At 52.7% G+C, this 19712-nt stretch carries 23 protein-coding genes; 18 read left to right on the forward strand and 5 right to left on the reverse strand.

Annotated features, from left to right (window positions below; genetic code table 11):
- The first annotated feature begins 69 nt into the window (after positions 1-69).
- Complete coding sequence (locus tag P159_RS0110410) at positions 70-570, forward strand: hypothetical protein (protein ID WP_029543839.1); 501 nt, start codon at positions 70-72, stop codon at positions 568-570.
- 125 nt (positions 571-695) lie between these two features.
- Here P159_RS0110410 and P159_RS0110415 read toward each other — a convergent pair whose 3' ends face one another.
- Positions 696-1139 (reverse strand): Hsp20/alpha crystallin family protein, encoded by a 444-nt coding sequence (locus P159_RS0110415; protein WP_029543840.1) that lies wholly within the window; start codon positions 1137-1139, stop codon positions 696-698.
- A gap of 135 nt (positions 1140-1274) precedes the next feature.
- Positions 1275-1697 (reverse strand): hypothetical protein, encoded by a 423-nt coding sequence (locus tag P159_RS0110420; RefSeq protein ID WP_029543842.1) that lies wholly within the window; start codon positions 1695-1697, stop codon positions 1275-1277.
- 195 nt (positions 1698-1892) lie between these two features.
- On the opposite strand from P159_RS0110420, the gene P159_RS0110425 reads away from it, so the two are divergent.
- Positions 1893-2279 carry a VOC family protein gene (locus P159_RS0110425; RefSeq protein ID WP_029543843.1) on the forward strand — a complete coding sequence of 129 codons (387 nt, stop codon included), beginning with the start codon at positions 1893-1895 and terminating at the stop codon, positions 2277-2279.
- A 3-nt stretch (positions 2280-2282) separates the two neighbouring features.
- Here P159_RS0110425 and P159_RS21245 read toward each other — a convergent pair whose 3' ends face one another.
- Together P159_RS21245 and P159_RS20670 are read right to left on the reverse strand one after the other, a co-directional pair.
- Positions 2283-2411: a hypothetical protein gene (locus P159_RS21245; RefSeq protein ID WP_318253563.1), complete on the reverse strand. Its 129-nt coding sequence runs from the start codon at positions 2409-2411 to the stop codon at positions 2283-2285.
- A gap of 52 nt (positions 2412-2463) precedes the next feature.
- Positions 2464-2595, reverse strand: coding sequence for a hypothetical protein (locus P159_RS20670; RefSeq protein ID WP_318253564.1), 132 nt, complete (start codon positions 2593-2595; stop codon positions 2464-2466).
- A 45-nt stretch (positions 2596-2640) separates the two neighbouring features.
- On the opposite strand from P159_RS20670, the gene P159_RS0110440 reads away from it, so the two are divergent.
- Positions 2641-3522: a fructosamine kinase family protein gene (locus P159_RS0110440; protein WP_029543845.1), complete on the forward strand. Its 882-nt coding sequence runs from the start codon at positions 2641-2643 to the stop codon at positions 3520-3522.
- 56 nt (positions 3523-3578) lie between these two features.
- On the opposite strand, the gene P159_RS0110445 is transcribed toward P159_RS0110440, so the two are convergent.
- Positions 3579-4394, reverse strand: a complete 816-nt coding sequence (locus P159_RS0110445) for a YdcF family protein (protein WP_029543846.1) — start codon at positions 4392-4394, stop codon at positions 3579-3581.
- A 133-nt stretch (positions 4395-4527) separates the two neighbouring features.
- Here P159_RS0110445 and P159_RS0110450 point away from each other — a divergent pair, with 133 nt between their 5' ends.
- The 15 genes from P159_RS0110450 to cbiB all read left to right on the forward strand — a co-directional run bounded on the left by P159_RS0110450 (position 4528) and on the right by cbiB (position 19709).
- Complete coding sequence (locus tag P159_RS0110450; protein WP_029543848.1) at positions 4528-5016, forward strand: QueT transporter family protein; 489 nt, start codon at positions 4528-4530, stop codon at positions 5014-5016.
- A gap of 12 nt (positions 5017-5028) precedes the next feature.
- Positions 5029-5754, forward strand: a complete 726-nt coding sequence (locus tag P159_RS0110455; RefSeq protein WP_051650303.1) for a SprT family zinc-dependent metalloprotease — start codon at positions 5029-5031, stop codon at positions 5752-5754.
- A gap of 365 nt (positions 5755-6119) precedes the next feature.
- Positions 6120-6920: an NUDIX domain-containing protein gene (locus P159_RS0110460; protein WP_029543851.1), complete on the forward strand. Its 801-nt coding sequence runs from the start codon at positions 6120-6122 to the stop codon at positions 6918-6920.
- Positions 6910-7467 carry an isochorismatase family cysteine hydrolase gene (locus tag P159_RS0110465; RefSeq protein WP_029543852.1) on the forward strand — a complete coding sequence of 186 codons (558 nt, stop codon included), beginning with the start codon at positions 6910-6912 and terminating at the stop codon, positions 7465-7467. Before P159_RS0110460 ends, P159_RS0110465 begins: the two co-directional genes overlap by 11 nt.
- A 39-nt stretch (positions 7468-7506) precedes the next feature.
- Entirely contained in the window at positions 7507-8724 is a 1218-nt protein-coding gene (pncB, locus tag P159_RS0110470; RefSeq protein ID WP_029543854.1) for a nicotinate phosphoribosyltransferase, read from the forward strand.
- 18 nt (positions 8725-8742) lie between these two features.
- Positions 8743-9507 (forward strand): NAD(+) synthase, encoded by a 765-nt coding sequence (gene nadE, locus P159_RS0110475; protein ID WP_029543855.1) that lies wholly within the window; start codon positions 8743-8745, stop codon positions 9505-9507.
- Positions 9508-9692: 185 nt separating this feature from the next.
- Complete coding sequence (locus P159_RS0110480; protein WP_185753710.1) at positions 9693-11087, forward strand: hypothetical protein; 1395 nt, start codon at positions 9693-9695, stop codon at positions 11085-11087.
- Positions 11088-11422: 335 nt separating this feature from the next.
- Positions 11423-12181 (forward strand): precorrin-3B C(17)-methyltransferase, encoded by a 759-nt coding sequence (gene cobJ, locus P159_RS0110485; protein ID WP_029543858.1) that lies wholly within the window; start codon positions 11423-11425, stop codon positions 12179-12181.
- Positions 12182-12961 carry a precorrin-6A reductase gene (cobK, locus tag P159_RS0110490; RefSeq protein WP_029543859.1) on the forward strand — a complete coding sequence of 260 codons (780 nt, stop codon included), beginning with the start codon at positions 12182-12184 and terminating at the stop codon, positions 12959-12961.
- 3 nt (positions 12962-12964) lie between these two features.
- Positions 12965-13600, forward strand: coding sequence for a precorrin-8X methylmutase (locus tag P159_RS0110495; RefSeq protein ID WP_029543861.1), 636 nt, complete (start codon positions 12965-12967; stop codon positions 13598-13600).
- A gap of 12 nt (positions 13601-13612) precedes the next feature.
- Positions 13613-15004 carry a cobyrinate a,c-diamide synthase gene (locus P159_RS0110500; protein WP_029543862.1) on the forward strand — a complete coding sequence of 464 codons (1392 nt, stop codon included), beginning with the start codon at positions 13613-13615 and terminating at the stop codon, positions 15002-15004.
- Positions 14986-15633 carry a bifunctional adenosylcobinamide kinase/adenosylcobinamide-phosphate guanylyltransferase gene (gene cobU / locus P159_RS0110505; RefSeq protein ID WP_051650305.1) on the forward strand — a complete coding sequence of 216 codons (648 nt, stop codon included), beginning with the start codon at positions 14986-14988 and terminating at the stop codon, positions 15631-15633. Before P159_RS0110500 ends, cobU begins: the two co-directional genes overlap by 19 nt.
- A gap of 58 nt (positions 15634-15691) precedes the next feature.
- Entirely contained in the window at positions 15692-17020 is a 1329-nt protein-coding gene (locus P159_RS0110510) for a DUF3298 and DUF4163 domain-containing protein (RefSeq protein ID WP_029543866.1), read from the forward strand.
- A gap of 188 nt (positions 17021-17208) precedes the next feature.
- The gene (locus P159_RS0110515; RefSeq protein ID WP_029543867.1) at positions 17209-18759 is read left to right on the forward strand and encodes a cobyric acid synthase; all 1551 of its coding nucleotides are present in this window, start codon (positions 17209-17211) and stop codon (positions 18757-18759) included.
- On the forward strand, positions 18753-19709 hold the full coding sequence (cbiB, locus tag P159_RS0110520) for an adenosylcobinamide-phosphate synthase CbiB (protein ID WP_029543869.1): 957 nt from the start codon (positions 18753-18755) through the stop codon (positions 19707-19709). The genes P159_RS0110515 and cbiB overlap by 7 nt, the downstream gene beginning before the upstream one ends.
- The last annotated feature ends 3 nt before the right edge of the window (positions 19710-19712 follow it).

Genomic DNA, 19712 nt, shown 5'->3' on the forward strand with positions numbered 1-19712 from the left:
GGACAATGGTACTTCACGGGGCAAGTTAGGGATTCGGTTTCCTTGAGTTGTTAGGGGAGGAATAGCTTTATGAAAAAAATGCTTGCTGGTGTATTGGCAGGAGCCATGATGTTTGCTGGAGGGAATGTCGTTTCAGCAGGAGAAACGGCATGGATGACTGCAAGTGATGTGAGCGTAGGCTATGTACAGCCTGGGATGTCCATGGATGAGGTCAGGAATATTTACGGCCCCTTGAAGGGAACCACTACTCATTATGATAAGAATGCCCTGGGGTATGGAGACACGGTCAAGATCATTCCCACCGCAGATGGAAATGCCGTTAAATCCATTCTGGTAGAAGGAAATAATGGTTGGGCTACTCCTGCTGGCATTACAGTGGGCATGAGCATTGACGAGGTGACTAAGATTTACGGTGATGGCTCTGTAAATCCAGTGAAACATAAATCTCATCATATGCCGGGCTTTGACTATTACACGTATTTCCCTGCTTCTGACCATATGATTTACCTGACCTTTGCCGCCAAGGACGGTAAGGTAGCATACATCAAGGCCGGGTCTATGGAACGGTGATAATGTTGCTATTTAATTCGATTTAGTATACTAACGGCAAAAACCGCCAGTCCAATCAAGGCTGGCGGCTTTTGCCGTTAATGGTGTTAGGGATTTATATTTGGAAAAAAGGGAAAGCGTGATTATCAACTGATGGGAATCTGATGGGAGGTAGGAACCTGTTCCTGGAGTTTGGGGAGCTGGACTTTCAGCACACCATCCTTGAAATCAGCAGTGGCCTTGGTTTTGTCAATGCCGCTGATGTAGAAGGAACGGGACATCTGGCCGTAGTTGCGCTCACGGCGGATGTAGTTGCCTTCGCTATCCTGCTCATCATTGTTTTCCTCCCTCTTTGCAGAGAGGGTAAGATAGTTGTTCTCGTAGCCGAGAGAAATATCCTCCTTTTTGAAGCCGGGAAGGTCGGCGGTAAGTTCATAGGCCGTGCCGTTGTCCTTGACATCGACTTTGAAGCCAGATGTGCTCGTTGCACTGGTGAAGGGAGTATCAAAGGCATCCAGCAGGTGATTGAACAAACGTCCTTCTTCCTTCATAATCTCATTACCTGTTGCAAATGGAACCAGACCAAACATGGTTGCTCAATCTCCTTTCATGGAATAAAAACTTTGTCTTCAGGGGGCTGAACCCTTTATCCTGGGGTCCTTTCCCTCTGGCAATTATTATTATACTCCTAAAGGTCAAAAAGTCAATAGGTCAAAAAGAAAAAATTATTCGTAGAGTATATCTTTGGGAAGCAAGGGGCTGCTGATACTGCGTATGCTGTCTAGGTCCAGTTCTGTCTTATCGCTGAAGATAAGTTTTTTGAAAGTCGTATCTACCCTTTTGATGGTGCCGCTTAGTATATGATAGGATCCGCCATCCTTATGGGAGTCCTGCACAAAGTATTCCACGGACACATGGGGGTGAGGGGATAAGCGCAGAAGCTGCTGCATGATGGTGTTCAGGTGCTCCTTTTCATCTTCGCCGAGGTTGGTTTTAGCAGTGGTGAGACGAGCAGTTTCGGTCGCCAGTGCCTCGTAGCCTGAAAGGGCTGCAAAGGGATTGAACTGGACTGCGCGTTTTTCCATGGATATAGGGAAGTATCGGGTGGAAATTGGCCGGGGGTGGTGTATAATATCTGCATAGGGCATTTTTGGCTGCTCTCCTTTTTCTGCTTGGATAGTATAGCATAATTTTGGCAATTATGAAATATATGTTCTATTAAAGTAAAGTACCAGGATTTTGAGTTAAGAAAGCAGTGGCAGAAGTTTTCCGGCTTTATGGCCAGATAATCCCGCGTGAGATTGAACACTGTGACGGCATTATGATTTGAGGTAGTAAAAGTTATGGATTTGAGTCGTATTCATCATGTAGCAATCATCGGCAGCGACTATGAGCGCAGCAAGCACTTCTATGTAGACATACTTGGTTTTGAAGTAATCCGCGAGAATTACCGTGAAGCACAGCAGGATTGGAAAATTGATCTGCGGCTTCAGGACATAGAGCTTGAGCTATTTATCAAGGCAGACTGCCCCCAACGTCCAGGCTGGCCAGGGAAGGAAGCATATGGACTAAGGCATCTGGCCTTTCGGGTGGATTCTGTAGAGGATACGGTAAGGGAACTTAATGCATTGGGCATTGAGACAGAACCCATTCGGCAAGATACATTCACCGGGGAGAAAATGACATTCTTCCATGACCCGGATGGACTGCCTTTGGAACTTCACGAGTAGGTGCTATTTATCTGCTTCGATGATGCCTATTGGGGTGTAGATCATGCCGTTCTTTCCTCGGTCAGAACGCATTAGTGATATTTCGGATACTTCCATGTTGGAGACAGGCAGGTTCATTTGCATTTTCTCCATGGTGTCCGTGGGTTCTCCTTTACGTACCAGATTAACGTGCGGAACAAATTTCTTACGGTCTTTCAAAAGACTGTGGTGGTTTGCGGGTGAAAAAGGCAAATGTGTCGGCCTTGATGTTAACGGCATCTTTGCCCATGGCAAGATAACCTTTGGCAGAAGAAAGATGACAGCCGATGTGGAGCATGATAATTCCTCCTAGCAATGATACGGAAATGAGGGAGAATGGAAAATGCATAGCAGCTTGAATGAGGCCGTGCAGAAATCTTTTGGCCAGGATGCGAGTGTGGAGTGGTCAGAGCCGGTTTCTGGCGGTGATATCAATGAAGCATATCATCTTTTGCTGACTGGTGGAGAAGAGGTGTTCCTGAAGCTGAATGCCAGAGCAGAGGAGAATTTCTTTCCGGCGGAAGCATATGGGCTGAAGTGTATGAAGGAAAGTGGTGCCAACGTACCTGAAGTGCTGGCAGTTGGGAAACTCACTGATGGTACGGGCTATCTTTTGCTATCCTATGTGAGAAGTGCATCCCGCAAGTCAGATTATTGGGTCAGCCTGGGTCATATGCTGGGCAGCATGCATAGGGCAGATACCATTAAGTTTACTGGCGGTAATGGGTATGGATTGAACAAGGACAACTACATAGGTGCCACCAGGCAAATCAATAAGCCCAAGGCTGGCTGGATAGAATTTTTCCGGGGAAACAGGCTGGCCACACAGATGAAAATGGCAGACCATTATTTTGATAAGGAGGATAAGCGGTGTTGCCGGAGAATACTTGACCATCTTGAAGATTTCTTGATAGAGCCTGAGTTTCCCTCTTTGCTGCATGGTGATCTTTGGAGCGGTAATGTGATGGTGGACAGCCAGGGGGAGCCAATGCTTATAGACCCGGCAGTTTATGTTGGGCATCATGAAGCAGATTTAGCCATGACGCAACTCTTTGGCGGCTTTGCTTCGGCCTTTTATGAAGCTTACCATGAAGTGGTCCCCAGAGAACCAGGTTATGCGGACAGGCGGGAGATATACAATTTGTACCACCTGCTGAATCATTTGAATTTATTTGGCAGGTCGTATATAGTTTCGGTAAGACGTATTTTAAAACGGTATTCTTAAGGAAATTTTCATTGGTGATGGTGAAGAATATATGTAGAATTATTTAGGGCAATGCTTTAGCTGCTGAAAGCAGGATTGGCAGTGCGGACGGTGCCAAGCTGACTGGAGTTTAGAAGGCAGAAGGCTGTTTCGACTTCTGGTGGAATATCTACATGAGTGATGAAGCCTTTGCCCTTGGGGCCGTAGCCGTTCTCATCATCCCTGAGTCTGGATATATCTCCAAGAAGCAGGGTCACATAATGGCTTATATCCCAGAGGCCCCAATATGGGCGGATGAAACGGAGCGTGCCGTTTTTTGCTGTAAGGTAGGGACGATAGGGAGCATAGTTTATGATGAGGGTATCCTGTCCCTGCAGTTCCTTGGCAAAAACTGCAGCCATGCGGCGCTGCATGGAGGGATCCTGCATGATGAGGAGGGATTTTGCTGGTATGGCTGCTTCTCTGAGCCTGGCCAGGGCATAAGTGACATTGTTGCCGCAGTTGGTAGACTTTGTTTCCAGAAGGATATCGTGGATGCCATGCTCCTGGGCCAGGTAGTCGGCTATCATTTCTGCTTCCGGCTTGTCCTCAGTGTCCATATCAGGGAATCTGGCCTTGAATTTGTCCCGGAGTGATTGGGTAGTATGGCCAATGCCGCCAACTATCATCAGATGGCGGGCCAGACCACGCTTCCATGTGGCGGCAGCCACGTCACAGCCGAAGGGGATGGTGCCGCCGAAGAGAATCAGTACATCTACATGGTCAAAGCCATATTTGCTTTGCAAAGTATTGTGAGTAAGTTTAGGCAGGTCACGGGTGCCGAGAAACCGGGTAAGTGTGTTGGCAGCATTGGCAAGCTGCTGCAGGTGATTGTTTTTAGGTTGAATCTGCATTGGACCGCGTCCTCTCTGTCAAGAAGTTTATGTACAAAGCATAGCTGATTTTATGGACGGATACAAGGAGTTAGTAAAGATTGGAAGATGAGCGCAATCAAACTGTTGGTAAGATAAGGAAGTAGTGAAATCAATGACGCAAAAGATATCCACAAGATTTATGGCACAGGCTGCCATTATTGCAGCCACCTATGTTGTACTGATCATTGTGTTTGCACCCATCTCATTCAGCGAGATACAGGTCAGGATAGCTGAGGCGCTGACCATACTGCCGGTATATACGGTAGCAGCGGTGCCGGGACTGGTTATCGGATGTCTCCTGGGCAACATCATAGGCGGGGCACCAATGCCTGATGTGGTATTCGGCACGGCAGCTACGCTGATTGGAGCAGTGGGGACCAGGCTGCTGCGCAGCAGGAGGCCTGTGATAGCTATAATTCCACCGATTGCAGCCAATATGGTGATAATCCCGTTCGTACTGCGTTATGCCTATGAAGTACCTTTGCCTATACCACTGATGATGGCAACGGTAGGCATAGGGGAAGCAATATCCTGCGGTATGCTGGGGCTTTTGCTGCACAGGGCTCTACAGCCCCATAGAAGCAGTGTGTTTAAGGCGTGAAGAGTGTGGAAGATGGGAAAATACATGATAGAGGAAAACATAATGCCTTGGGGCGGGCAGGTAGTGACGGTGCAGAAAAAGGCCATCAAGAATGTTTACTTGAAAGTGCTGCCGCCTGAAGGGAGCATACTCCTGTCGGTGCCGAAGGGGTATAGCAGGAAGGAAATAGAGGAGGTACTGGATAGCCGCAGGGAATGGCTGCTATCCAGGCAGCAGCTCATCAGGGAAAATGCCAGGGCATCAGTCAAGCGCCAGTATGTGACAGGGGAAAAGATACCTGTCTGGGGAAAGCCTTATGAACTGGTGGTGAGAGAAGTGGCAGGTAACAGAGCCAGGGTCACCTGCAAGGATGGCAAGGTGTTGCTCCTGGTGCCGGGATATGCCACCAGGGATCAAAGGAGGCAGGTTCTCAATGACTGGTACCGCCGCCAGCTTGAAAGAGTGGTGGCAGCAGAGAAAAGCCGGTTGGAATCCTTAGTGGGGAAGACAGCAGCGGAGTGGCGCTTCCGGGATATGCATACCCGCTGGGGCACTTGCAATGTGCGTGCCCGCCGCATTTGGCTGTCCATACACCTGGCCAAGCAGTCCCCGGAGGTTTTCAGATATGTAGCCATACATGAGCTTACTCATCTCTGGGAGGCTAATCACGGCCCGGAGTTCAAGGCGAGGATGGACAGGTACTATCCTGGGTGGCGAGTAGTCAGGAAGCAGATGAATATTGCAGCTGATTTCGAGTGATTAGGATTTTTACCCTTGAGAGTTTTATTTGTTAACCGTATGACGATTTAAGATTGCCGCGGTAAAGAGCACCTTATACGTATATATAGAAGGGAGCCGCCTGTTGATGTGAGTCAAGAGGCGGCTCTTTTGTGGTGCCAGGAAAAGAGGATAAGGCCTTCCTTGCATTCGTGTCCGGTTGACCATAGTGAAAAGCGCGGTGTGACTTTGGTTGTACGATGAAATCTGCGGCATCTGCCTGGACGAGGGATATATGTATGCAAAGGAGCAAGATTTTGCTTGACATAAGTGGTATTATATACTACAGTATAAGTGGTACTAAATACTACATGAGAGTTAAAGACCAGGATGGGGGATGGATAGTTATGCCAGAGGAAAGAAGTCAGGAGGAGCAAGAGTTCCTGAAGAACTATGACCCTTCCAAATACGAAAGGCCGTCAGTGACGGCAGATGTGGTGATTTTCACCATGGACGAGGACAATGAGCTCAACGTCCTGCTTATCAAGCGGGGAGGACATCCCTACAAGGATTACTGGGCCATCCCCGGGGGCTTCCTGGAGGCGGGCAAGGAGTCCGTGGATGAAGCGGCGGCCCGGGAGCTTTTTGAGGAAACGGGAGTGAAGGTGAGCGATGGCATTGAACTGCGGCAGCTCATCACCGTGGGGGCGCCGGACAGGGACCCCCGCACCCATGTGGTGAGCGTGGTTTATACAGCTTTGGTGCCCAGAGGATTGCTGAAGGACATCGCTGCCGGAGACGATGCCAAGGAAGCCCGGCTCTTCAAGGTACGCCGGGGCTATGACGAGCATGGGGAGCTTTCCACCTACTTTGTCACCAGCGACTGTTCCATCACCATGAAGCATCTGGCCTTTGACCATGCTTTCCTCATCAGCACCGCCATCAAGCGGCTGCAGGGCAGGCTCAGCTATACAGACGATGCCTTTGCCCTGCTTCAGGATAAGTCAAGGTTTGAAATCTACGAACTGATGAAGATTCACGAAGCCATTCTCTTTCAGAAGCTGGACCGCTCCAACTTCCGCAAGATGTTCCTGCGCAGCCTGGTGGACAGGCAGCGGGTGAAGGAGATAGGCAAGTACGATGCCTCCGGCAAGCCCAAGACCGCTTTGTATTGCTATCTGGAAAGGAAGGATTACGATGAAGGCTAAGAAAGTACTCATTGTGGTGGACATGCAGAATGACTTTATTGACGGGGCCTTAGGCTCCCAAGAGGCTGTGACCATCGTGGACAAGGTGGCGGAGAAGGTGAAGGCCGCCGAGGAGGAGGGCACGCTGGTGCTCTTCACCCGCGACACTCACGGCGAGGATTACATGACCACGGAGGAAGGGAAGAACCTGCCCGTGCCTCACTGCATAGAGCGCACTGAGGGCTGGCAGGTCAGCGAAAAGATTCCCTACCCCCAGAAATCCCGCAGCTTTGACAAGTTCACCTTCGGCTCTCTGGAAATGGGCACCTTCCTCAAGGAACTGGCCTTCCCTCCCGAGAGGGTGGATCTGGTGGGTCTTTGCACGGATATCTGCGTGCTGTCCAATGCGGTGATAGCCAAGGCGGCTTTGCCCAATGCTCACATCACAGTAGATGCCGCCTGCTGTGCGGGCGTGACGCCGGAGTCCCATGACACGGCTCTTTCCGCCATGAAGGCTATCCAGGTGGAAGTAGTGAACCAGGGTAGCGAGCCTTGGCGCAAGCAGTAAGCATGAAAAACTCAGACAGGAAGCAAGGAGGGGCAGGCAATGAAGTTCAAGCAGATCGTCAATTCACTTTTGGAAACAGACCTTTACAAATTCAGCATGGGCCAGGCCATCTTCCATCAGGCCAGCGAGTATGAAACCACCTGGACTTTCAAGTGCAGGAATGAGAATGTCCGCTTCACCCCGGAAATGGTGGAGGAAATCAGGGAGCAGGTCAAGGCCTTCTGCTCACTGCGCTTCACGGAGGAGGAGCTTTCCTATCTCTCCGGCATCAAGTGGCTGAAAAAGTCATATATCAACCATTTGCGTCTCTGGCGGCCCAATTTTGCCGACTTCAGGATTGAGGCCGGCGGGGAGAAGGGCCTGGTTATCGAGGCTGAGGGCACTCTCCTTGACACCTCAATGTACGAGATTCCCACCCTGGCTATCGTGAACGAGGTTTACTACCGCTTTCGGGATGATTATGACAAGCTGGTGGCAGATGCCAAGCGCCGCACCGAAGCCAAGGCAGAAATGCTCCAGATGGGCCAGTACTGGCTGCCTGTGTTCTCCGAGTTCGGCCTGCGCAGGCGCCTTTGCGCAGAGGTGCAGGAGTACGCCATCAAGCGGTTTTCCAGCCTGGACAATTTCGATGTCTTGCGCTCCACCTTTGTGGGCACTTCCAATGTGTACCTGGCCAAAAAATACGGCGTGAAGCCCGTGGGCACCATGGCCCACGAGTGGATCATGTGCATGGGGCAGGGCAACCACCTTTACAATCCCGCCTACTCCAACAAGGTTGCGTTGGAAGCCTGGGTGAAGGAATACGGCGTGGACAACGGCATTGCCCTCACCGACACCATCACCACCGACTGCTTCCTGCGGGACTTTGACAAGACCCTGGCCACCCTGTTCAGCGGCGTGCGGCATGACTCAGGCGACCCCTTTGTCTGGGGAGACAAGATGATTGACCATTACACCCGCCTGGGCATTGACCAGAGAACCAAGACCCTGCTGTTTTCCGACTCCTTGAACTTCGAGAAGGCCGATAAGATTGCCCACTACTTTGAAGGCAAGGCCAGGGTGGCCTTCGGCATCGGCACCTATATCTCCAACGACACCTATGTGGAGCCGCTGAATATCGTCATGAAAGTGACCAGATGCAACGGCCAGCACGTAGCCAAGATTTCCGACACCCCCGGCAAGGGCATGTGCAAGAGCCAGGAGTATGTGGACTACTTGCAGCGGGCCATTGATTACAGGCTGGTCAATGATGATTGAAGAAAAGGAGCGTTTCTTATGAACAAAGCAAAATATCCTTCTTTTGAAGCAAAAACAGATGCGCAGAAAATCGCAGACTTTATCAAGAGCTGGTTTGACCAAAACGGCCCCACTGCCAAGGCCGTAGTGGGCCTCTCCGGGGGCAAGGATTCCACGGTGGCCGCTGCCCTTTGCGTCAAGGCGCTGGGCCGTGACAGGGTGGTGGGTGTGCTGATGCCCAATGAGGTGCAGCCGGACATAGACGATGCCAAAGCCGCCGCTGCCCACCTTGGCATCAAGTACCGGGTGGTGAATATCGGCCGGCCCTTCCAGGCCATGCTGGAAGCCTTGCAGACTGAGGATAGTGCAGACTTCACCATCACGGCCCCCCTGCGCCAGAACCTTGCGCCCCGCCTGCGCATGGCTACCCTTTACGCCGTAGCCCAGGGCCTGCCGGAAGGAGGCCGTGTCATCAACACCTGCAACCGCTCCGAGGACTATGTGGGCTACAGCACCAAATACGGCGACAGCGCCGGTGACGTGGCCCCGCTGGCCGCCTATACAGTAGACGAGGTCATTGCCATCGGTGAAGTCATGGGCCTGCCCCAGGAGCTGGTGCACAAGGCACCCTCCGACGGCCTCTGCGGCAAGACGGACGAGGACAACCTGGGCTTCACCTACGCCGTTCTGGACAAGTACATCAAGACAGGCCTGTGCGAAGATGAAGCGGTGCGGGCAAACATTGAGCGCCGCCACAAGCTGAATCTCCACAAGGTCAGCCTTATGCCCATGGTGGAGCGGTGATTTTGCCAGAGAGGCTCTACAGATGAGGCCGTAAGCAAAATATCTGCCCCTTGGCGCAGCCCAAAGGCAGGTAGAAATAACCAGTTGATGATCTGCATTTTTAATGAATTTTTCATCTATACTTAAGCAACCTTTAATGTATATTGTTTATAATATCAACAGATTTAAATGAAAGGACAGATAGTATGATGATAAACAAATTCACGAAAGCGAAGTACAGATCGTTGGCTCTGGCTTGTGTGTTGGCCTTGAGCACGGGGGCAGTGGGTATGGCCGCCCCTGCAACTGGCGTTATGCCCACTCCTCCTGCCCATGAGGCAAACGGCTTGCCTCCCGGCCCGCCTCCTGAAGGTATGCCGGGGATGCCAGAGGGGCAGATGAAGAAAGCCTCCGAGCTTTCCGCTGCCTGCCTGGTGGACGGGGAGAGCCAGTCTCTTGAGGGACAGGACTTTGCTTCCGGCGGCACCGATGAAAGCGCTGTGCTGGTGAGAGGCGGCGGCAGTCTGAGCCTTAGCGGCACTGCCCTTTCAAAGACTGGGGATTCCTCAAGTGCTGATGCCAGCAATTTCAATGGACAGAACTCAGTTTTCCTCTGCGCCGACAACAGCGCGGCACATCTGAGCAATGTCACTTTGGAATCAGATGCCGATGGGGCCAATGCGGTGTTCTCCACGGGGGAAAAGTCCGTGGTCACGGCAGAGCATATCAAAATCCATACGAAGAACAATTCCTCCCGTGGCCTTGATGCCACCTATGGGGGCACCATCAAAGCTAGTGATGTGGACATTACCACTGAAGGCGCTCACTGCGGCGCTTTGGCTACCGACAGAGGCGAGGGCAATGTGCTGGTGGAGGGAGTCAGTCTCACCACCCACGGCGAGGGCAGCCCCTGCATCTATTCCACAGGCAACATCCAGCTCACCAACGGCAAGGGAGAAGCCACCGGCAGCGAGATTGCCGTGGTGGAAGGGAAAAACTCCATTACCCTCAAGAACGCTGACCTGACGGGCCATGTGAAGCACGGCGTGATGCTCTATCAGTCCTTCTCCGGGGATGCCGGTGTAGGCGTGGCAAAGTTCACCGCTGTGGATTCAAAGCTCACCAATATGTCCGCTGGCCCCATGTTTTACATCACCAATACTACCGCCACAGCCAGCCTGAAAAACACCCAACTGGTGCAGGCAGGCGGCTCCAAAACACTGGTGCAGGTCACCAGTGACCGCTGGGGCACCACGGACAAGAACGGCGGCGACTTCACTTTGGACGCAGAAGATCAGCTTCTGGAAGGGGATGTGCTGGCAAACAGGATCAGCCAGGTGACACTGAACCTTGGAGAGGGAGCTGTGCTGAAAGGAGCCGTGAACCCAGACAACCAGGCAGAAAAGATGACCGTGAACCTTGCCCAAGGAGCAAAGTGGGAACTTACGGGGGATGCGTATGTCACTTCCCTCACAGATGAAGACATAAACTTCAGCAACATTGAATCCCACGGTCACAACATATACTACGACAAGTCAGAAAACAGCCCCGGGGGCAAGACCATCAAGCTTCCCGGCGGCGGCAAGCTGATGGCGCATTGAAATATTTTATACATATGGTATATGCATAAAGTCCAGCCATAAATCAGAAATAACTCTGATTTATGGCTAGCTTTTTTATACCTTTTAGCTGGCCTCATTGCTCTAGGCTGCACATGGTATTGAAGATTAACTTTTCCAGTATCGAATACATTTTTGTTACTTTCTGCACCATACCTTAAGGCAGGATTCCTCCAGTTGCCACCGGCATCATACGTTTTGATTTATCTGGATTTGTGAAAGAGTGTGGAAGAAACTGCGTTAACCTGTAAAATATGGTATAATTATCTTAATTTATACAGACTGAAAGTCACATACGAGCAAAAAAGGTGATAAAAATGGCAAAGATAACGGTAGTGGGCCTTGGCCCTGGCAGTCTTTTGGACATGACGCCCCGGGCCTTGCAGGCAATCGAGCAGGCAGAAGTGGTGGCGGGATATAATACTTATATCAAGCTCATTGAAGAACTTTTGGAAGACGGCTCCAAAGAGGTCATTGGCACTGGCATGATGCAGGAGATTGACCGTTGCCGCATGGCGGTGGAAATAGCTGCTTCCGGCAAGGAAACTGTGGTTGTCTCCAGCGGTGATGCCGGGGTTTACGGCATGGCAGGCCTGGTGCTGGAACTGATTCTGAAGCTGCCGGAGGAAAAGCGTCCTGAGTGGGGCGGCGTGGTGGCAGGTGTGTCGGCTGTTAACGCAGCTGCTTCCATCCTGGGGGCACCGCTGATGCACGATTTTGCGGTCATCAGCCTTTCCAATCTCCTGACGCCCTGGGAGACTATCAGGAAGCGCATCGAGATGGCGGCGGAGGGGGATTTCGTCACCGCACTCTATAACCCCAAGAGCAAGAAACGGGTGCAGAATATCGAGGCAGTGCGGGAAATCATGCTGAAGCACCGCAGCCCCGACACCCCCGTGGGCATTGTCACCGCAGCAAGCCGGGAGAAGCAGTCTAAGGTCATCTCTACCTTGCAGGACTTTACCAAGGAAGAAATCAACATGTTCTCCCTGGTCATAATCGGCAATTCCCAGACTTACGTGCAGGAGGGCTGGATGGTGACACCCCGTGGCTATGAGAAAAAGGAGACGCTCTAAATGATTTTCGTCATGGCAGGAACCAAGGACGGCAGGGAACTGGTGAAAATGCTGCTGGCAGCTGGCTATCAGGTGACGGCTTCGGTGGTGAGTTCTTACGGCAAACAGCTGCTGGAAGAAAACAAAGGTCACAGTCTGGTGGTAAATGACGAACCCATGGACGGTGAGGCACTGGAGAAATATTTCCTGGCACATCACATAGAAGCCTGTGTAGATGCCAGCCACCCTTACGCCGTCAATGCCTCCCAGAATGCCATGGCAGCCTGTCACGGTGTGAAAATCCCTTATCTGCGCTATGAACGCAATCTTACCCGGCTGGATTACGAAAAGACTGTGATAGTGCATAGCTATGAGGAAGCGGCGGCAGAAGCGGCTAAGCTGGGCAAGGTGATTTTCCTCACCACCGGCAGCCGTAATCTCAGCAAGTTCACCTCAGCAGAGTGTCTACGGGATTGCCGCTTGATAGCCAGGGTGCTGCCTACAGCAGAGGTAATTGGCCTTTGTGAGGATTTGGGGCTGGCGCCTGACCAGATTGTGGCCCTGCAGGGGCCTTTTTCTGCCGCCCTGAACAGGGAGCTGTTTCTGAGATATGAGGCGGAGGTTATCATCACCAAGAACAGCGGCACATTGGGTGGCACGGATACCAAGGTACAGGCAGCAGCGGAACTGGGCCTGCCCCTCATTGTCATTGACAGGCCGCCCTTGGCTTATGACTGCCTGTGCAGTACTTTTGACGAATTAAAAGATAACTTGCATGACCTGCTGAAGGAGGATGCCTAAGATATGAATTTCATCACCAAGCCTATGGAAATCGAACATCGCAGCATGGAGATCATTGCTCCTCATCTGGCGGGGTTGAACCTCAGCGAAGCAGAAACCAAAGTCTACTCCCGGCTGATCCATGCAGCAGGAGATGTGGACTATGCTCCCCTGATACATATTCACCCTGAAGCCATCAGTAAGGCGCAGGAGGCCTTGCAGGCAGGCTGCGACATCTACACAGATGTGGAAATGGTGCGCACGGGCATCAACAAGCGCAAGCTGGCAGCTTTCGGGGGCCGGGTCCATTGCCTGATTGCCGATGAGGACATCGCAGAACTGGCAAAAAAAGAGGGCATTACCCGCTCCATGGCTGCCATGCGCCATTTTGGCAAGGCACTGGACAAGAACATTGTAGCCATTGGCAATGCCCCTACGGCACTCTTTGAAGTTCTGCGCCTGATGGAGGAAGAGGGAGTGCGCCCTGCCTGCATTGTGGGCATTCCCGTGGGCTTCGTGGGGGCGGCTGACTCCAAGGAGGCTCTGCGCCAGCAGGAGATGGTGCCTTATATCACTGTAGAGGGCACCAAAGGCGGCAGCCCCATTGCGGCAGCTGCCATCAATGCCATGATGTACCTGATCGATGATACCCGTCCCTGAAGGAGGCTGCCCATGGAAAGGCATATTCCCCGTCTGGTCATCGCCGCCACCCAATCCGGGGCGGGCAAGACCACCATTGTCACGGGACTGCTGGCGGCCCTGCGGGAAAGGGGCGTGGCTGTCCAGTCCTTCAAGGTAGGGCCGGATTATATTGACCCCGGTTATCATCAACTGGCCTCCGGGCGTCCCGGCATGAATCTGGACACCTGGCTGACTCCGAAAGAAAAACTCGCTGCTTCTCTGGCAAGGGAAATGGAAGGGGCGGAAATCGCCCTTATCGAGGGGGTTATGGGCCTCTATGACGGAGGACGGCAGGGCATCAGTTCCACGGCAGAGATTGCGAAAATCTTGCAAGCGCCCGTGGTTCTGGTCATTGATGCCAAGTCCATGGGGGCCTCTGCCGCAGCCATTGCCCTGGGATTTCGGGATTATGACAGAGAAGTGAAAATCGCCGGAGTGATTCTCAACCGGGTTGGCTCCGATACCCATGAGGCCATGCTGCGTGAAGCCATGGCCGGCATTGGCATGTCCGTTTTCGGCGTGCTGCGGCGTCAGGAGGGACTGGGCATGCCAGAAAGACACCTGGGCCTGGTGCCGGTGGAAGAGCGGAGCGGTGCAGATGAACCTGCCAGGAAAGCCGTGGAGGCCATGGGCAGGGCTGTGGGAAAACAGGTAGATGTGGACGCTCTACTGAAACTGGCTGAGATGGCAGAGCCTTTGCAAGCTGAAACTGCAGAAGGGAAGGGGAACAGCGCCAGACCTGTCTGCCGCATAGGCGTGGCCAGGGACGAGGCCTTCTCCTTCTATTATCCCGCCAGCTTGCAGGTGTTGAAGGATCTGGGCGCAGAACTGGTGTCCTTCAGTCCCCTGGCTGATGAGTCCCTGCCTCAGGTTGACGGTCTGCTCATAGGCGGCGGCTTCCCTGAGATGTTTGCCAGGCAACTGGAGAATAATTATTCCCTGCGCCGGGAAATAAGGGAAAAGGCCTTGTCAGGCCTGCCCATCTACGCTGAGTGCGGAGGCTATATGTACCTGATGGAAAGCCTGCAGGATTTTGAGGGACAGGTATATGATATGGCAGGCATCTTCCCTGGCAGGGCGGTGATGACCAGCAAATTGCAGACTGTGGGCTATATCGAGGCCCGCCTGGCAAGTGATACGGTGCTGGGCAGGAAGGGAAGCTTTATCCACGGACACGAGTTCCACTTCTCAGTGGAAGAGGATAAGGGAGAAGCAGCAGAGCGGCCCTTTGAGTTCACCCGCCTGCGGAACGGCCAGCGCTATGGGGCAGGACGGCTGCGCAATAACACCCTGGGCAGCTATCTGCACCTGCATTTCGCAGGCTGCCCGGAGCAGGCAAGAGCATTTGTGGAGGCATGTGCGGCATGGAAAGAGAGACACTGAAAGCAAAGACCAAGCTGATACTGGTGACCGGCGGTGCCCGCTCCGGCAAGTCTGCTTTTGCGGAAGAATATGCCCAGGCAGCTGCCCCCGAGGGTAAGGTAGCCTATATCGCCACTGCGCAGATATGGGACGAGGAAATGAAATTCCGGGTCAAAAGGCACAGAGCAAGGCGTCCTGCAAACTGGCAGACCTTTGAAGCCCCCACGGAACAGGAGGTGCTTTCTGCTCTTAAAGAAGCAGGTGACAGTTGCGAGGTAATTCTCTTTGACTGCCTGACTCTCTACCTCAGCAATTTTCTCTGCAGCTGCACAGAGAGCGAGCTGCATGAGGAAGACAGGCTCTACAAGCAGGCAGAGGAAATGGGAGCAAGGCTTTGGGAAACTGTCTCTCAGATGAAGCATGCCCGGGCTGTTGTCATGGTTACCAATGAGGTGGGGGCGGGTATTGTGCCGGAAAATCATCTGGCCCGGCTATATCGTGACCTGTCAGGCCTCCTGAATCAGCAGCTGGCATCAAAGGCAGAAGCCGTATATCTGACAGTCTGCGGCCAGGCCGTCAATCTCAAGAAGCTGAACTGCACAGCAGAGAAAGCCGCAGAACAGGATTTGGGACTCCCTGGCTATTTGTGAGCAGCCGGGAAAATGATAAGATAAGTGGGGCTATTGCACAAGTGGAAGGAGAAATAACTTGGAGAACGTAAAGAAAAAAATTGCAACTCTTTCGCTGGGAGCGGCCTTGGCGATTTCTCCGGCCATCTTCCCGGGCATGTTATCAGAATATGCAGGTTTTTGCATGACTTGCGAGGCTGCCAGTCATGTGGATGCCTCCCTTCGGCCTGTTCAACTGGCAGTGAATACCCACCTTACGGTAGACAGTGATGCTGAAGGAGACCTTTTGCGCAGCTCACGCACCACTGTGAATCTGGTTGGCAGCGGCCAGAGCACAGAGGCCTTGCAACAGGCACTTTGGCAGTATAGCAAAGAGGCAGTGGAAAGACGTCAGCATCTGCGCGAAGGGATGCTGGTCACAGCAGCCGCTGACCGGGCCGAAAGAAAGGCGTACGGTTCATACTCATTTGTGCCACACGAGGCACTCTCAGATGTTTTTGTGCGCCGCGCCGATACCCTGGCAGTGAGCCTGCTGGAATATGGAGAAAGCTATGAGGGCGGTGCCCACGGCTCCTATGGTGTATGGGGACGAAGCTTTGACACCCAAACGGGCAAAGAGCTCACCCTTGGGGATGTGTTTGTGGACAAGAAAAAGCTGATGGCTGCTATAGAAAATCGCTTGCAGCAGGATTACCCCAAGGCTTCTTTCATGGAAAGCGGCGGCACCGAGCTCGTGAGGGAAATGACAGAAAAGATGGTGGGAGATGGCACCATCTCTTGGACCCTTGACCCTTGCGGGGTGACCTTTTATTTCAATCCTTATCTCATTGGCAGCTACATGGAAGGTATTTTTGCAGCCACTATTCTCTTTGACGAGCAGCCTGAGCTTTTCAAGGATAAGTACCGCCATGCACCTGCCTCCTACTGCATGGAAATTTTGCCATATCAAAAGATGCGCACGGCTTATGCCAAAGGCAGGACTGGCACTATCTGCGTGAGCCAGTCAGACAGCGGCATTCTCATTAAGCTGGATGACAATGAGCTCAATGATTACGGTGAAGCAAGCGGCTTGCGTCCTGTGGTGGTGAGCCTTGCTGACGGGCGCAGGTATCTTTATGTGGATGCCCTGGAGGCAGGCGATATATGGGAGACCACAAGCGTATACGATATATCCGGCAAAGTTCCCGTCCTTGTCCCCCAGCCCAAGCACATGACACGAAGGACAGACATTCCGGAAAACTATGCTTCCTTTACAGAGGATAGTGATCCGGACAAGGTTTTCTATATCATGGCTGATCCCATGCATTTCCAGATGAGCGACTTGTCGGCAGGAGGCGGCGACCTCCTGCGCGAATGCCGTGTAGGAAAGAGTGGTGCTCCGGAAGTAATAGTGGAAACGCAGCCATGAGGCATAAACCCTTCTATACAGTTACGAATCAGCAAGTATTGGCACGGGGAAGACCCCGTGCCAATTTCCTTGTTTTATGGTACAATCATCATAGTTTATGCGAGAGCATGGGGAGCGGGAAGTTGCTCCCTTAGAAAGTATGAGTATTTGATTTCAGCAAATCCGCACTACTATTGGAGGTCTTTTCCATGTCTAAGAGCATCATGCTGATGGGGACCAGTTCCCATGTGGGCAAGAGCATCATCACCACGGCTCTTTGCCGTATCTTTCGCCACCAGGGCAGAAAGGTGGTGCCCTTCAAGGCGCAGAATATGGCTCTGAATTCCTATGTGACCCGTGAAGGGCTGGAGATGGGCCGGGCTCAGGTGGCCCAGGCAGAGGCGGCCGGGCTGGAGCCTATGGTGGACATGAATCCCGTGCTTTTGAAGCCTACAGGACATTCCTGCTCCCAGGTCATCATCAACGGCAAGCCTGTGGGCAATATGAGCGCCCGTGAATATCATACAGGCTATTCTCTGAAGGCTTTTTCTGCCGTCAAGGAAGCGCTTTTGCGTCTGCAGGAGAATTATGAGGTGCTGGTCATCGAGGGGGCGGGCAGTCCTGCTGAGGTGAACCTCAAGGCCAATGATATAGTGAATATGCGGGTGGCAAAGCATCTGAATGCCCCGGTGCTGCTGATTGCAGACATTGACCGTGGCGGTGCCCTGGCTTCCCTGGTAGGCACCCTTGAGCTCTTGGATGAGGACGAAAGAGCTCTGGTCAAGGGGCTTATCATCAATAAGTTCAGGGGAGATATAACCCTCCTGCAGCCAGCTATAGATTTTCTTGAGGAAAAGACTGGCAAGCCTGTGCTGGGAGTGGTGCCCCATATTGACGAGATGGGCATCGACGATGAGGACTCAGTCTCTTTGGAAGAAAAGCAGTCCGCCCCCGCCAAGGATAAGGACAAGCTGCGGCTGGCAGTAATACAGACGCCAAAGATTTCCAACTTCACGGATTTTTCCAGCCTGGCGGCAGAACCAGATGTAGAGCTTTACTATGTGCAGGAAGCCTCCGGTCTGGGCGAGCCCGATTTGATTCTCCTGCCTGGTTCCAAGAACACCACAGAAGATTTGCTCTACCTGAGGGAGAGCGGCCTGGAGCTGGCTGTCAAGGAGAAGGTGCAGCAGGGCACACCCCTCTGGGGCATCTGCGGAGGTTATCAGATGCTGGGTGAGAAGATACGAGACCCAAGGCATATGGAATCTGGCCATGACGAAGTGGAGGGGATGGGCCTGCTGCCCATGGTGACCACTTTCACCGCAGAGAAGCTGCTGACCCAGGTTAAGGCTTCCTGCAAGGATTTGTGCTTTGCTGATGGGCGGAAAGCCATGACGGCTGACAATATGCCCGGCTATGAGATACACATGGGGCAGACCGAATTCACCGCCCAGGTGAAGCACCCCTTTGTCATCAATTGTTCCAATGGACAGGACACTGCAGGAAGCGATGGGGCGGTGAGCACTGATGGCAGGGTGCTGGGCACTTATATCCACGGCATCTTTGACCATGACGGCTTCCGTCGCCAGCTCCTGAACGTGCTGCGTCAGCAAAAGGGCTGGGAGGCTTTGCCGGAGCAGCGCAACCAGCACCGGGACAAGGAAGCTGCTTATGACAGGTTGGCAGATGTTGTAGCTCAGAGTCTGGATATGGAAAAACTGGCAGAAATCATGGCAGGAGGTGAGGACAGCTCATGCTGACGGCTATCTCCGCCTTCCTCATAGATGCCATTATCGGGGATCCCAATGGCAAATGGCATCCCGTTGTCCTGATGGGCAAGCTGATATCCTTTTTGGAAAGGGCCTTTTACCGCCCTGAGGACAGTGACGGCAAGAAATTTGCCATGGGGTCCATGCTGGTGATTATAGTGCTGCTGATCTCTTATGATGCAGCAGCTGCTCTGATGCATTTTTCCTACTATCTGCCCGGCTGGGGCAGTGCCATGGTGGGGGCCCTGATCTTATCCTTCATGATTTCCCCCAAGAGTCTGGCCAAAGCCGGCAAAGGCATTTGCGCCCTGCTTTTGTTGGGCAATCTTGAGGAAGCCCGCCAGAAGGTGGGTTGGATAGTGGGCCGGGATACGGATAAATTAAGTGAAGCCGAGATTGCCAGGGCTACGGTGGAGACTATTGCGGAAAACACCGTGGACGGAATCATTGCCCCCCTGTTTTTCTTCGCAATTGGCGGCGTGCCCTTGGCGGTGCTCTACCGGGCTGCCAATACCATGGATTCCATGATTGGCTACAAGAATGAGAAGTACCTTTACTTTGGCCGGGCGGCTGCCAGGCTGGATGATGCCCTGAATCTGATTCCTGCCCGTCTGACAGGCCTGCTCTTTATCGTAAGCGCCTGGCTCTTGGGCTTTGATGCCCGCCATGCCCTGAATACTATGAAGCGGGATGCGGACAAGCACCCCAGCCCCAACGGCGGCTATGCGGAAGCTACGGTGGCAGGAGCTCTGCATATCCGGCTGGGAGGAGTCAATTCCTACTTTGGCAGGGAGAGTTTCCGCGCCTATATGGGGGATCCCATCCAGGTGACGGGGCCAAAGCACATCATGGAATGCATTCGCATGATGTATACAGCTACGGTGCTTTACCTCATCGGTTTCTATATCGTATTCCAGTGTTTGGGTCACAGCCTGTACTGAGGG

It is taken from the genome of Selenomonas sp. AB3002, assembly GCF_000702545.1.
In the GTDB taxonomy this organism is placed as follows: Bacteria; Bacillota; Negativicutes; order Selenomonadales; family Selenomonadaceae; genus Selenomonas_B; species Selenomonas_B ruminantium_A.

Excerpts from the sequence above, each read along its gene's own strand:
- P159_RS0110410 (WP_029543839.1), top strand. The coding sequence starts at position 70 with ATGAAAAAAATGCTTGCTGGTGTATTGGCAGGAGCCATGATGTTTGCT.
- P159_RS0110415 (WP_029543840.1), bottom strand. The coding sequence starts at position 1,139 with ATGTTTGGTCTGGTTCCATTTGCAACAGGTAATGAGATTATGAAGGAA.
- P159_RS0110420 (WP_029543842.1), bottom strand. The coding sequence starts at position 1,697 with ATGCCCTATGCAGATATTATACACCACCCCCGGCCAATTTCCACCCGA.
- P159_RS0110425 (WP_029543843.1), top strand. The coding sequence starts at position 1,893 with ATGGATTTGAGTCGTATTCATCATGTAGCAATCATCGGCAGCGACTAT.
- P159_RS21245 (WP_318253563.1), bottom strand. The coding sequence starts at position 2,411 with ATGGAGAAAATGCAAATGAACCTGCCTGTCTCCAACATGGAAGTATCC.
- P159_RS20670 (WP_318253564.1), bottom strand. The coding sequence starts at position 2,595 with ATGCTCCACATCGGCTGTCATCTTTCTTCTGCCAAAGGTTATCTTGCC.
- P159_RS0110440 (WP_029543845.1), top strand. The coding sequence starts at position 2,641 with ATGCATAGCAGCTTGAATGAGGCCGTGCAGAAATCTTTTGGCCAGGAT.
- P159_RS0110445 (WP_029543846.1), bottom strand. The coding sequence starts at position 4,394 with ATGCAGATTCAACCTAAAAACAATCACCTGCAGCAGCTTGCCAATGCT.
- P159_RS0110450 (WP_029543848.1), top strand. The coding sequence starts at position 4,528 with ATGACGCAAAAGATATCCACAAGATTTATGGCACAGGCTGCCATTATT.
- P159_RS0110455 (WP_051650303.1), top strand. The coding sequence starts at position 5,029 with ATGGGAAAATACATGATAGAGGAAAACATAATGCCTTGGGGCGGGCAG.
- P159_RS0110460 (WP_029543851.1), top strand. The coding sequence starts at position 6,120 with ATGCCAGAGGAAAGAAGTCAGGAGGAGCAAGAGTTCCTGAAGAACTAT.
- P159_RS0110465 (WP_029543852.1), top strand. The coding sequence starts at position 6,910 with ATGAAGGCTAAGAAAGTACTCATTGTGGTGGACATGCAGAATGACTTT.
- pncB (WP_029543854.1), top strand. The coding sequence starts at position 7,507 with ATGAAGTTCAAGCAGATCGTCAATTCACTTTTGGAAACAGACCTTTAC.
- nadE (WP_029543855.1), top strand. The coding sequence starts at position 8,743 with ATGAACAAAGCAAAATATCCTTCTTTTGAAGCAAAAACAGATGCGCAG.
- P159_RS0110480 (WP_185753710.1), top strand. The coding sequence starts at position 9,693 with ATGATGATAAACAAATTCACGAAAGCGAAGTACAGATCGTTGGCTCTG.
- cobJ (WP_029543858.1), top strand. The coding sequence starts at position 11,423 with ATGGCAAAGATAACGGTAGTGGGCCTTGGCCCTGGCAGTCTTTTGGAC.
- cobK (WP_029543859.1), top strand. The coding sequence starts at position 12,182 with ATGATTTTCGTCATGGCAGGAACCAAGGACGGCAGGGAACTGGTGAAA.
- P159_RS0110495 (WP_029543861.1), top strand. The coding sequence starts at position 12,965 with ATGAATTTCATCACCAAGCCTATGGAAATCGAACATCGCAGCATGGAG.
- P159_RS0110500 (WP_029543862.1), top strand. The coding sequence starts at position 13,613 with ATGGAAAGGCATATTCCCCGTCTGGTCATCGCCGCCACCCAATCCGGG.
- cobU (WP_051650305.1), top strand. The coding sequence starts at position 14,986 with ATGGAAAGAGAGACACTGAAAGCAAAGACCAAGCTGATACTGGTGACC.
- P159_RS0110515 (WP_029543867.1), top strand. The coding sequence starts at position 17,209 with ATGTCTAAGAGCATCATGCTGATGGGGACCAGTTCCCATGTGGGCAAG.
- cbiB (WP_029543869.1), top strand. The coding sequence starts at position 18,753 with ATGCTGACGGCTATCTCCGCCTTCCTCATAGATGCCATTATCGGGGAT.